The following is a 12,124-nucleotide window of genomic DNA, read 5'->3' as shown; positions in this document are numbered from 1 at the left end:
GAGCCACCATGCACAGCTTGATCCGCCGCAGCCTGTTGTCCCTTGCCCTGAGCAGCATCGTTGCCACACCGCTTTTCGCCGCCGAACCCGCGGCCTGCAAGAACGTACGCCTTGGCGTGGTCAACTGGACCGACGTCATCGCCACCAGCGCCATGGCGCAAGTGTTGCTCGACGGCCTGGGTTACCAGACCAAACAGACCAGCGCCTCGCAGCAGATCATCTTTGCCGGCATCCGCGACAAGCGCCTGGACATGTTCCTGGGTTACTGGAACCCGATCATGACCCAGACCATCACGCCGTTCATCGATGCCCAGCAGGTCAAGGTGCTCGACGCACCCAGCCTGGAAGATGCCCGGGCCACCTTGGCCGTACCCAAGTACCTGGCCGACAAAGGCCTGAAGAGCTTCGCAGATATCCACAAGTTCGAGAAAGAGCTGGGCGGCAAGATCTACGGCATCGAGCCCGGGTCCGGCGCCAACACCCAGATCAAGGCGATGATCGCCAAGAACCAGTTCGGCCTGGGCAAGTTCCAGCTGGTCGAGTCCAGCGAGGCCGGCATGCTCGCCGCAGTCGACCGCGCCGTGCGCCGCAAGCAGGCCGTGGTGTTCTTCGGCTGGGCGCCGCACCCGATGAACGTGAACATCGACATGGTCTATCTGGGTGACAGCCAGGACGCCCTGGGCCCTGACGAAGGCCGCGCCACGGTGTGGACCGTCACCGCACCGGACTACGCCCAACGCTGCCCCAACGCCCATCGCCTGCTGGCCAACCTGAAATTCAGCGCCGAAGACGAGAGCCGCATGATGCAGCCGCTGCTCGACCACAAGGACGCGCTGGAGTCGGCCCGCCAGTGGCTCAAGGACCACCCCGAGGACAAGGCGCGCTGGCTTGAAGGGGTAACCACCTTCGATGGCAAGCCTGCAGCGGACAACCTCAAGCTCACCGCCAACTGACAGGGCCTCATCGCCTGTAGGAGCGGCCTTGCGTCGCGAAAGGGCCGCAACGCGGCCCCAGGATCTGTGCGCGCTGCACAAACCCAAGGGCCGCTATGCGCCCCCTTCGCGACACAAGGCCGCTCCTACGCCGATTGGGCCACCACAACCCTGACAAGGAACCACCATGAACCACGACGTCATCATCACCTGCGCCCTCACCGGCGCCGGCGACACGGTCGCCAAGAGCCACCTGGTCCCGGTCACCCCCAAGCAGATCGCCGAGTCCGCCGTAGAGGCCGCCAAAGCCGGCGCCACCGTGGTCCACTGCCACGTCCGCGACCCGCAAACCGGCCGTTTCAGCCGCGACGTGAACCTGTACCGCGAGGTCATGGAACGCATCCGCGAAGCCGACGTGGACATCATCGTCAACCTCACCGCCGGCATGGGCGGCGACCTGGAAATCGGCCCGGGCGAGTCGCCCATGGAATTTGGCCCGGGCACCGACCTGATCGGCCCGCTGGAGCGCCTGGCCCACATCGAAGCACTGCTGCCGGAAATCTGCACGCTCGATTGCGGCACCCTCAACTTCGGCGACGGCAACGCCATCTACGTCTCCACACCGGCGCAATTGCGCGCCGGCGCCAAACGCATCACCGAACTGGGCGTAAAAGCCGAACTGGAAATCTTCGACACCGGCCACCTGTGGTTCGCCAAGCAGATGATCAAGGAAGGCCTGCTGCATGACCCGCTGTTCCAGCTGTGCCTGGGCATACCGTGGGGCGCGCCGGCCGACACCACCACCATGAAAGCCATGGTCGACAACCTGCCTGCCGACGTCACCTGGGCCGGCTTCGGCATCGGCCGCATGCAGATGCCCATGGCGGCACAGGCGGTGCTGCTGGGCGGCAACGTACGGGTGGGCCTTGAAGACAACCTGTACCTGGACAAAGGCGTGTTGGCCAGCAATGGCCAACTGGTGGAGCGCGCGAGCGAAATCATCACCCGCATGGGTGGGCGCATCCTCACCCCGGCAGAAGGCCGGGAAAAAATGAACCTCAAACGCCGCTGATACCCCGGAGTCCGATATGCCTTTCATCACCGAGATCAAGACCTTCGCCGCCCTGGGTAGTGGCGTGATCGGCAGCGGCTGGGTTGCCCGCGCGCTGGCCCATGGCCTGGATGTGGTCGCCTGGGACCCGGCACCCGGCGCCGAGCAGGCCTTGCGCAAGCGTGTCGCCAACGCCTGGCCGGCGCTTGAAAAACAAGGCCTGGCCCCTGGCGCAGCACAGGAGCGCCTGACCTTCGTCAGCACCATCGAGGCATGTGTGCGTGACGCCGACTTCATCCAGGAAAGCGCACCCGAACGCCTGGACCTCAAGCTCGACCTGCATGCAAAGATCAGCGCCGCGGCCAAGCCGAACGCGATCATCGGCTCCAGTACCTCGGGGCTGTTGCCCAGCGAGTTCTATGAGGCCTCCACTCACCCCGAACGCTGCGTGGTCGGCCACCCGTTCAACCCGGTCTACCTGCTGCCATTGGTGGAAATCGTCGGCGGTAACCGTACTTCGCCTGAGGCGATCGACGCCGCAAAAACCATCTACACCGCGCTCGGCATGCGCCCGCTACACGTGCGCAAGGAAGTGCCGGGCTTCATCGCCGACCGCCTGCTCGAAGCGCTGTGGCGCGAGGCGCTGCACCTGGTCAACGACGGTGTGGCTACTACTGGCGAAATCGATGATGCCATCCGCTTCGGCGCTGGCCTGCGCTGGTCGTTCATGGGCACCTTCCTGACCTACACCCTGGCCGGTGGCGATGCCGGCATGCGCCACTTCATGTCGCAGTTCGGCCCGGCGCTGAAACTGCCCTGGACCTACCTGCCGGCACCGGAGCTTACCGACAAGCTGATCGACGATGTGGTGGACGGCACCGCCGAGCAACTGGGCGAGCGCAGCATCGCCGCGCTGGAGCGCTATCGTGATGACACCCTGCTGGCGGTGCTGGAAGCGGTGAAGACCAGCAAGGCCAGCCACGGCATGTCGTTCAGCGACTGAGGAGACCACGATGCCCGCACTGATCACCTACCGCACCCCAGTCCAGGAGGACTGGGTCGACTACAACGGCCACCTGCGCGATGCCTATTACCTGCTGATCTTCAGCTACGCCACCGATGCGCTGATGGAGCGCATCGGCCTGGATGCCGATAGCCGTGGGCAGAGTGGGCATTCGCTGTTCACCCTGGAGGCGCACATCAACTATTTGCATGAAGTGAAGCTTGGCACTGATGTGTGGGTGCAGACGCAGATCATCGGGTTCGACAAGAAGCGCCTGCACGTTTACCACAGCCTGCACCGCGCAGGGTTCGACGAAGCGCTGGCGGCCAGCGAGCAGATGCTGCTGCATGTGGACCTGGCAGGGCCGAAGGCGGCGCCGTTCAGCGAGGGCAGCATGGCATTGCTGCAGGGCCTGGTGGATGAACAGCGTCATCTTCCAGCGCCAGCCTATGTGGGACGTGTGATTGGCCTGCCCAAAAAATAACCCCGCAAAGCCGTGAGCCAGCGGGGCCAAGAGCGAGCAACATCCACTGTGCATGTGTGAGGGTGACCAAACCCTGCGGTACCGTGAATGAGGCCAGTGTGCGATCTTCCCGGCACTGGGAATTAGCCGGGAACGACCTGTTCTTAGCCAAAGCAGTCATGCCGGCATTCTGTGGTTGCGGCCGTGTCGCTGGGGACACAGAATCGGTCGTAAATCACAGCAGCACTCTTTTCGCGATAAAAGGGACAACAGCCATGATGCATGCGGATTTGATTGATCAGGACGACCTCGCCGGCCAACTGCGCGCGCGCGGCTTCGACATCCCTGCCGGGGCCAGTGCCGAGCAGGCCTGCGAGGCGGTGGTGCGTGGGCTGACCGAGCCTAACGCGCGGGCGCTCAAGGGCATGGTCGAGCAAATGTACACGGGCAGTGCGACGATTCTGCCGGCGGTGCGCCAGGCGATCGACAAGCAGTTGCTGCCAGCGCTTGCAAGTTTCAACAAGCGCGCCTGATCGCGTATTTCTGTACTGGCCTCATCGCCGGCAAGCCGGCTCCCACAGATTCACACCAATCTCAGGCTTGGTGGTGAACCTGTGGGAGCCGGCTTGCCGGCGATTGGGCTGCAAAGCAGCCCCGGGACGTCAGAGCCTCACACTGGCAAAGGTCGACTCGTTGCGCGCCTGGCTCAATGCAGCCATCGGCCCGCTGTGCGGGGACAGAGTCATGGCCTGCGGAATCGGCATCATCGCTACCTGTTGTGCAGTATTCGAACCTACTCGTTCATCACGCGGCGGTATGCCGAAGTACTCGCGGTAGCACTTGGAGAAGTGCGGGGTGGACACGAAGCCGCACACCGAGGCCACTTCAATGATCGACATCGGCGTCTGCTTGAGCAGCTGCCGCGCGCGAATCAGGCGCAGCTTGAGGTAATAGCGCGACGGCGAACAATGCAGGTACTTCTGGAACAGGCGCTCAAGCTGGCGACGTGACACGGCCACGTACACGGCCAGTTCGTCGAGGTCGATCGGCTCTTCCAGGTTGGCCTCCATCAGCGCGACGATTTCCTGCAGCTTCGGCTGGTTGGTGCCCAGCATGTGCTTGAGCGGCACGCGCTGGTGGTCCTGTTCGTTGCGAATGCGCTCGTAGACGAACATCTCCGAAATGGCCGCCGACAGTTCGCGACCATGATCGCGGCTGATCAGGTGCAGCATCATGTCCAGCGGCGCGGTGCCGCCAGAGCTGGTGAAGCGGTTGCGGTCGAGGGTGAACAGGCGAGTGCTCATGTTGACCCGCGGGAATGCCTCCTGCATCGACGCCAGGCATTCCCAATGCACGCTGCAGTCGAAACCGTCGAGCAGGCCGGCACAGGCCAGCGCCCAGCTGCCGGTACACACAGCGCCCAAACGGCGCGACTGACGGGCCTGGGCCTGCAGCCAGGTGACATGCTCACGGGTGACCGAACGCTGGATACCGACGCCACCGCAGACGATCACGGTGTCGATGGGAGGGGCGTTGGCGATGGCGGCGTCCGGGGTGATCTGCAAGCCATCGCTGGCCCAGACCTGGCCGCCATCGACGGTCAGCGTGTGCCAGCGATACAGCTCACGGCCCGAAAGCTGGTTGGCCATGCGCAGCGGCTCGACGGCCGATGCCAGGGAAATCAGGGTGAAGTTGTCCAGTAGGAGAAACCCGATGGACTGGGGTGCTGTGCGGTTCTGGGTTGGATTCCCGGAGGTGTACGACGTCATCGCGATTTCTCCTCACACAAATACAGGGTGTGCCTCAGGCGGGCACTATTTTTTTGTCATGGCCCCGGTTCATGTGCGGGGGCTTTACCAATCTCAACGCAAGGGCCGTGCCTGAAATTGAACGGCCATCCAAAAAAACCCAAAAACGACGCCTTTTTTCAGCAATTCCGGCTCGGCGGTCGGGTTGTGTAAAAAACCCAAACCGGCGGGCCAGCGCCTTTGCGTGTCACTTATGAGCAAATTGGTGACACGCTCAAGGCAGGTTGCCCAGAAACGACACTGTTTAGTGTCACCGACAATGGCAACACTGATCGCGACACCCGACGATCGGCTGATGCGAAGACGCCCCAAAACGGGGCGTCCTGACGAGCGTAGCGCACAGTCAGCGCATCAACATTCGATGACGCTGACCGCCAGGCCGCCGCGCGAGGTCTCTTTGTACTTGTCATGCATGTCGGCGCCGGTGTCACGCATGGTGCGGATCACCTGGTCCAGGGAGATGAAGTGCTCGCCGTCACCGCGCAGGGCCATCTGCACAGCGTTGATGGCTTTTACAGCCGCAATGGCGTTGCGCTCGATGCAGGGCACCTGCACCAGGCCACCGACCGGGTCGCAGGTCAGGCCAAGGTTGTGCTCCAGGGCGATCTCGGCGGCGTTCTCCACCTGCGGCGGGGTCGCCCCCAGCACCTCGGCAAGGCCCGCTGCCGCCATGGCGCACGCTGAACCGACTTCACCCTGGCACCCCACCTCGGCTCCCGAAATCGATGCGTTCTTTTTGCAAAGGATGCCCACTGCGGCGGCGGCCAGGAAGAAGTCGACCACGTTGGACTCGTCGACCTCATCGCTGAAGCGCATGTAGTAGTGCAGCACCGCCGGGATGATGCCTGCCGCGCCATTGGTGGGCGCAGTGACCATGCGCCCGCCCGCGGCGTTCTCTTCGTTGACCGCCAGGGCGAACAGGTTGACCCACTCCATGGCACTCATGGTCGAGCCGATCACATTGGGCTTGCCGATCTCCTGCAGGCTGCGGTGCAGCCTGGCCGCGCGGCGGCGCACGTTCAGCCCGCCGGGCAGCGTGCCTTCATGCTTGAGGCCGTTGTGCACGCATTCCTGCATGGCTTGCCAGAGCGTGTGCAGGCCGGCGCGGATCTCTTGCTCGCTGCGCCAGACCTTCTCGTTGGCCATCATCAATTGCGACACGCTGAGGTCGTTTTGCTTGCACAGGCGCAGCAGCTCTGCGGCACTGTTGAAATCGTACGGCAACACCGTCTGGTCGGCATCCAGCACACCACTGGCGGCCTGGGCGGCGTCGACCACAAAACCACCTCCCACCGAGTAGTAGGTATCACGGTGCAGCTCGCCCTGCTCGCCTTCGGCGATCAGGGTCATGGCATTGGGGTGGTACGGCAGGTTCTCGTCCAGCAGCAGCATGTCACGGGCCCAGACGAATTCGATGGGCAACCGGTTATCCAGCTTCAGGGTGTTGGTTTCGCGCAGGTCGGCGATGCGTGGGACGATCTGGGCCGGGTCGATGGCGTCCGGCCATTCGCCCATCAGGCCCATGATGGTGGCGTGGTCGGAGCCGTGGCCAATACCGGTGGCCGACAGCGAACCGTACAACCGCACCTGCACCCTTTTCACCTGCTCAAGCTCGCCGCGCTCACGCAGCCCCTGAACAAACAGGGCACCTGCACGCATGGGGCCGACGGTATGGGAGCTGGAGGGCCCGACTCCGATCTTGAACAGGTCGAACACGCTGATGGCCATTGTCGCTACACCTCTTGCTGGGCTTGTCTCTGCGCGCCATGCGCAGGGCGGGGCAACTGCTAGGCTGAAGCTGCGAGCCGCCACGAATGCACGCATCATCGGGCTTTTACGCCCCCCTTCGCCGTCTGCAACCGACGTACTTTTGTCCAGCAGCGCCGCGCTGTTTGAGCTGTATGTGCGCCGCTTTCGGGCGCTCTGATGACGGAAAAATACGCAGGCAGGGGAGGAAAAAGCCATATGCGACATCGCCAGTACTCAAAGCGACCCGTTCCGTACTGGTTACGACCCCACCAGTAGGCGATTGCCCGGCGCTGGTGGATTATCAAAAGCGACTCGTATTGCACGGCCTCGCATCCTGCCCTCTGCAGGCCTGGTTGACCGGACCCTGAGAAAGCCCGGCAGCCCTCGCGAACCCGAAGATAAAATCACAGGAGTCCATCCATGAAAGGTTCACCCTCGCTGTTGCTGGCCGCGTTGCTGTCCGCCCCCTTGCTGGCCCAGGCCGCAGAACCCGAGCAGTGTCAGACGGTACGTTTTTCTGATGTCGGCTGGACCGACATCACGGTAACCACCGCGACCACCAGCGTTGTGCTCGAAGCACTGGGCTACAAGACCCACACCACCATGATTTCGGTACCGGTGACCTACAAGTCGCTGGCCACCGGCAAGGACCTGGACGTGTTTCTCGGCAACTGGATGCCGACCATGGAAAACGACATCAAGCAGTACCGTGATGCCGGTACTGTCGAAACCGTGCGCGCCAACCTGGAAAACGCCAAGTACACCTTGGCCGTGCCTCAGTCGCTGTACGACAAGGGCCTCAAGGACTTTGCCGACATTCCCAAGTTCAAGAAGGAACTGGACGGCAAGATCTACGGCATCGAACCGGGCAACGACGGCAACCGCACCATCCAGAGCATGATCGACAAGAACGCCTTCGGCCTGAAGGACGCCGGTTTCAAGATCGTGCAGTCCAGTGAGGCCGGCATGCTGTCCCAGGTCGACAGGTCGCAGAAGCGCGGGGAGGCGATCGTATTCCTAGGCTGGGAACCTCACCCGATGAACACCCGCTTCAAGATGCAGTACCTGACCGGCGGGGACGACTTTTTCGGCCCCGAATTGGGCAAGGCAACCGTGCTGACCAATACCCGCAAGGGCTATGTGCAGGAGTGCAGCAACGTAGGGCAACTGCTCAAGAACCTGTCGTTCGAGCTCAAGGATGAAAGCACCATGATGGGCTATGTCCTGGACGACAAGATGAAACCCGAGGCAGCTGCCAAGAAGTGGCTCAAGGACAACCCAGGCAAGCTGGACGCCTGGCTCGCCGGGGTGACCACCGTGGACGGCAAACCCGGCCTTGAGGCGGCCAAAGCCAAACTGACGCAATAACGCAAGACGCCAAGGCAACACCGCGGGGCGGGACCGTGCTCGCCCCGGACTGATTTCAATCTTTGCAGGTGGAAGCTCGCTATCATGCTTATCGATCAGAAAATACCCCTGGGTCAGTACATCGCGTCATTCGTCGAATGGCTGACCCAGAATGGCGCCGATTACTTCGACGCCATCGCCCAAGGCCTGGAATTCATGATCCATGGCGTCACCAGCACCCTGACCTGGTTCAACCCGCTCGTCCTCATCGCCCTGTTCGCCGCCCTCGCGCACCTGATCCAGCGTAAATGGGCACTGACGGTGTTCGTCGCCCTCTCCTTTCTGCTGATCCTCAACCTGGGGTACTGGCAGGAGACCATGGAAACCCTGGCACAAGTCACCTTTGCCACCGTGGTCTGTGTGGCCATCGGCGTGCCGCTGGGTATCGTCGCCGCGCACAAACCGATGTTCTACACCGTGATGCGCCCGGTGCTCGACCTGATGCAGACGGTGCCGACCTTCGTTTACCTGATCCCTACCCTGACCCTGTTCGGCCTGGGTGTGGTGCCTGGGCTGATCTCCACGGTGGTGTTCGCCATCGCCGCGCCGATTCGCCTGACCTACCTGGGCATCTGCGACGTCCCGCAGGAGCTGCTGGACGCCGGCAAGGCCTTCGGCTGCTCGCGGCGCCAGTTGCTGACCCGCATCGAACTGCCCCACGCGATGCCCAGCATCGCCGCCGGTGTCACCCAGTGCATCATGCTGTCGCTGTCGATGGTGGTAATCGCCGCCCTGGTGGGTGCCGACGGCCTGGGCAAACCCGTGGTCAACGCACTGAACACCGCCGATATTTCCCTGGGCTTCGAAGCGGGCCTGGCGATCGTACTGCTGGCCATCATGCTCGACCGTATCTGCAAGCAACCGGAAGTCACGGCAAGGGGTGAAGCATGAGCATCATTCGTTTCGAAGACGTCGACGTCATCTTCTCCAACAAGCCGCGCGAGGCCCTGGCACTACTCGACCAGGGCAAGACCCGCGAGCAGATCCTCAAGCAGACCGGCCTTGTGGTCGGCGTCGAAAAGGCCAACCTGGACATCAACAAGGGCGAGATCTGTGTGCTGATGGGCTTGTCCGGTTCGGGCAAGTCGAGCCTGCTGCGCTGCATCAACGGCCTGAACACCGTCAGCCGCGGCAAGCTGTTCGTCGAGCACGAAGGCCAGCACATCGACATTGCCCACTGCACCCCGGCGGAGCTCAAGATGATGCGCACCAAGCGCATCGCCATGGTGTTCCAGAAGTTCGCCCTGATGCCCTGGCTGACGGTGCGCGAGAACATCAGCTTTGGCCTGGAAATGCAGGGCCGCCCTGAAAAGGAACGGCGCAAGCTGGTGGACGAGAAGCTCGAGCTGGTGGGGTTGACCCAGTGGCGCAACAAGAAGCCGGACGAACTCTCCGGCGGCATGCAGCAGCGCGTGGGCCTGGCTAGGGCGCTGGCCATGGACGCCGACATCCTGCTGATGGACGAACCGTTCTCGGCCCTCGACCCGCTGATCCGCCAGGGCTTGCAGGACGAGTTGCTGGAGCTGCAGCGCAAGCTCAACAAGACCATCGTGTTCGTCAGCCACGACCTGGACGAAGCGCTCAAGCTGGGCAGCCGCATCGCCATCATGAAGGACGGGCGGATCATCCAGTACAGCAAGCCCGAGGAGATCGTGCTCAACCCGGCGGACGAGTATGTGCGCACCTTCGTGGCCCACACCAACCCGCTGAACGTACTGTGCGGCCGCAGCCTGATGCGCACCCTGGACAACTGCAAGCGGATCAACGGTTCGGTGTGCCTGGACCCAGGCATCGACTCGTGGCTGGACCTGGGCGAAGGCGGCTCGCTCAAGCGTGCACGCCAGGGGCAGAACGGGCTGGACCTGCAGAACTGGGCGCCAGGGGAGGATGTCGAGTTGCTGGAACGCCGGCCTACGCTGGTCAATGCCGATATCGGCATGCGCGAAGCGCTGCAGATCCGTTACCAGACCGGCAACAAGCTGGTGCTGCAGGATAACGACAAGGTGGTGGGGATACTTGGGGATACCGAGCTCTATCACGCGCTGCTTGGCAAGAACCACGGGTGATGCAACTGGGGCCGCTGTGCGGCCCTTTCGCGACACAAGGCCGCTCCTACCGGGGATCTGTAGGCGCGGCCTTGTGTCGCGAAAGGAGGGCAAAGCCCTCCCAACAATCCATCAGCGAACGACGATACCGCGTGCAGCCATGTAGGCCTTGGCCTCCGGCACCGTGTACTCACCGAAGTGGAAGATGCTCGCCGCCAGCACCGCGCTGGCATGCCCTTCCAGAATCCCGTCGGCCAGGTGCTGCAGGTTACCCACACCACCCGAAGCGATCACCGGAATGCCCAGCGCATCGCTGATGGCGCGGGTCACACCCAGGTCAAAACCGTTCTTCATGCCGTCCTGGTCCATGCTGGTCAGCAGGATCTCACCGGCCCCCAGGCCTTCCATCTTCTTCGCCCACTCGACGGCGTCCAGCCCGGTCGGCTTGCGCCCACCATGGGTGAAGATTTCCCAGCGCGGCGCTTCACCGGGCGCTGACACCTTCTTGGCATCGATGGCCACCACGATGCACTGCGAACCGAAACGGTCGGCAGCCTCACCCACGAACTCTGGGTTGAACACCGCAGCGGTGTTGATCGAAACCTTGTCGGCACCGGCATTGAGCAGGTTGCGGATGTCCTGCACGGTACGCACGCCACCGCCCACGGTCAGCGGGATGAACACCTGGCTGGCCATGCGCTCGACGGTATGCAGGGTGGTGTCGCGGCCATCGACGCTGGCGGTGATGTCGAGGAAGGTGATTTCGTCGGCACCCTGCTCGTTGTAGCGACGGGCAATTTCCACCGGGTCGCCGGCATCACGAATGTTCTCGAACTTGACGCCCTTGACCACCCGGCCGTTGTCCACGTCCAGGCAAGGGATGATGCGCTTGGCCAGTGCCATGGTTCAGTCCTCAGCCTTTATAGTTGTCGCAGAAGGCCTGGGCCTCGGCGACATCGAGGGTGCCTTCGTAGATGGCACGGCCAGTGATGGCACCGACGATGCCTGGGGCCTTGGCGTCCAGCAGGGTCTTGATGTCACCCAGGTTGTGGATGCCGCCCGAGGCGATCACCGGGATCGAGGTGGCCGCTGCCAGCGCCGCGGTGAATGGCACGTTGCAACCCTGCATCATGCCGTCCTTGGCGATGTCGGTGTAGACGATCGCCGAGACGCCATCGGCCTCGAAACGCTTGGCCAGGTCGATGACCTGCACCGAGCTCACTTCAGCCCAGCCGTCGGTGGCGACGAAACCGTCCTTGGCGTCCAGGCCGACGATGACCTTGCCGGGGAAGGCCTTGCACGCTTCGGCGACGAACTCTGGCTGCTTGACTGCCTTGGTGCCGATGATCACATAGCTGACGCCGGCCTTGACGTAGTGCTCGATGGTTTCCAGCGAACGGATGCCGCCGCCGATCTGGATCGGCAGGTTCGGGTAACGCTTGGCGATGGCGGTGACCACCTCACCGTTGACCGGCTGGCCTTCGAAGGCGCCGTTGAGGTCGACCAGGTGCAGGCGGCGGCAACCACCCTCGACCCACTTGGCGGCCATGCTCACCGGGTCGTCGGAAAATACCGTGGAGTCTTCCATGCGGCCCTGGCGCAGGCGCACGCAGGCACCGTCCTTCAGATCGATAGCGGGGATAATCAGCATGCTCTTTCCTTCGTC

Annotated in this window: 12 protein-coding genes; 8 read left to right on the top strand and 4 right to left on the bottom strand. The window is 63.0% G+C overall.

Annotated features, from left to right (window positions below; all coding sequences use genetic code 11):
• Nucleotides 1-8: 8 nt before the first annotated feature.
• The 5 genes from choX to IWW33_RS12810 all read left to right on the top strand — a co-directional run bounded on the left by choX (nucleotide 9) and on the right by IWW33_RS12810 (nucleotide 3,982).
• The gene (gene choX, locus IWW33_RS12830) at nucleotides 9-953 is read left to right on the top strand and encodes a choline ABC transporter substrate-binding protein (protein ID WP_046787502.1); all 945 of its coding nucleotides are present in this window, start codon (nucleotides 9-11) and stop codon (nucleotides 951-953) included.
• Nucleotides 954-1,119: 166 nt separating this feature from the next.
• Entirely contained in the window at nucleotides 1,120-2,004 is an 885-nt protein-coding gene (locus IWW33_RS12825; protein WP_046787501.1) for a 3-keto-5-aminohexanoate cleavage protein, read from the top strand.
• A 16-nt stretch (nucleotides 2,005-2,020) separates the two neighbouring features.
• The gene (locus tag IWW33_RS12820) at nucleotides 2,021-2,986 is read left to right on the top strand and encodes an L-carnitine dehydrogenase (RefSeq protein ID WP_115273094.1); all 966 of its coding nucleotides are present in this window, start codon (nucleotides 2,021-2,023) and stop codon (nucleotides 2,984-2,986) included.
• 10 nt (nucleotides 2,987-2,996) lie between these two features.
• On the top strand, nucleotides 2,997-3,470 hold the full coding sequence (locus tag IWW33_RS12815) for a thioesterase family protein (RefSeq protein WP_115273095.1): 474 nt from the start codon (nucleotides 2,997-2,999) through the stop codon (nucleotides 3,468-3,470).
• 254 nt (nucleotides 3,471-3,724) lie between these two features.
• Nucleotides 3,725-3,982: a hypothetical protein gene (locus tag IWW33_RS12810; protein WP_039604371.1), complete on the top strand. Its 258-nt coding sequence runs from the start codon at nucleotides 3,725-3,727 to the stop codon at nucleotides 3,980-3,982.
• Between the two features lie 129 nt (nucleotides 3,983-4,111).
• Here IWW33_RS12810 and IWW33_RS12805 read toward each other — a convergent pair whose 3' ends face one another.
• Both IWW33_RS12805 and IWW33_RS12800 read right to left on the bottom strand, forming a co-directional pair.
• Nucleotides 4,112-5,218, bottom strand: a complete 1,107-nt coding sequence (locus IWW33_RS12805) for a GlxA family transcriptional regulator (protein ID WP_115273096.1) — start codon at nucleotides 5,216-5,218, stop codon at nucleotides 4,112-4,114.
• A 390-nt stretch (nucleotides 5,219-5,608) separates the two neighbouring features.
• The gene (locus tag IWW33_RS12800; RefSeq protein WP_046788305.1) at nucleotides 5,609-6,985 is read right to left on the bottom strand and encodes an L-serine ammonia-lyase; all 1,377 of its coding nucleotides are present in this window, start codon (nucleotides 6,983-6,985) and stop codon (nucleotides 5,609-5,611) included.
• 441 nt (nucleotides 6,986-7,426) lie between these two features.
• Between IWW33_RS12800 and IWW33_RS12795 the strand changes: the two genes are divergently transcribed.
• From IWW33_RS12795 to choV, 3 genes are all read left to right on the top strand, one after another.
• Nucleotides 7,427-8,374 (top strand): choline ABC transporter substrate-binding protein, encoded by a 948-nt coding sequence (locus IWW33_RS12795; protein WP_046788304.1) that lies wholly within the window; start codon nucleotides 7,427-7,429, stop codon nucleotides 8,372-8,374.
• Nucleotides 8,375-8,455: 81 nt separating this feature from the next.
• Complete coding sequence (gene choW / locus IWW33_RS12790; RefSeq protein ID WP_174142000.1) at nucleotides 8,456-9,304, top strand: choline ABC transporter permease subunit; 849 nt, start codon at nucleotides 8,456-8,458, stop codon at nucleotides 9,302-9,304.
• On the top strand, nucleotides 9,301-10,479 hold the full coding sequence (gene choV / locus IWW33_RS12785; protein WP_046788302.1) for a choline ABC transporter ATP-binding protein: 1,179 nt from the start codon (nucleotides 9,301-9,303) through the stop codon (nucleotides 10,477-10,479). The genes choW and choV overlap by 4 nt, the downstream gene beginning before the upstream one ends.
• A gap of 111 nt (nucleotides 10,480-10,590) precedes the next feature.
• Here the strand turns inward: choV and hisF are convergent, their stop codons facing one another.
• Nucleotides 10,591-11,361 (bottom strand): imidazole glycerol phosphate synthase subunit HisF, encoded by a 771-nt coding sequence (gene hisF, locus IWW33_RS12780; protein WP_012316672.1) that lies wholly within the window; start codon nucleotides 11,359-11,361, stop codon nucleotides 10,591-10,593.
• A 10-nt stretch (nucleotides 11,362-11,371) separates the two neighbouring features.
• Nucleotides 11,372-12,109 (bottom strand): 1-(5-phosphoribosyl)-5-[(5-phosphoribosylamino)methylideneamino]imidazole-4-carboxamide isomerase, encoded by a 738-nt coding sequence (hisA, locus tag IWW33_RS12775; RefSeq protein WP_012316673.1) that lies wholly within the window; start codon nucleotides 12,107-12,109, stop codon nucleotides 11,372-11,374.
• Nucleotides 12,110-12,124 lie beyond the last annotated feature (15 nt).

Source organism: Pseudomonas sp. M2, assembly GCF_015751845.1.
Lineage (GTDB): Bacteria > Pseudomonadota > Gammaproteobacteria > Pseudomonadales > Pseudomonadaceae > Aquipseudomonas > Aquipseudomonas putida_E.
The sequence above is the reverse complement of the archived record's forward strand: the minus strand, read 5'-3'. Positions and strand labels throughout refer to the sequence as shown.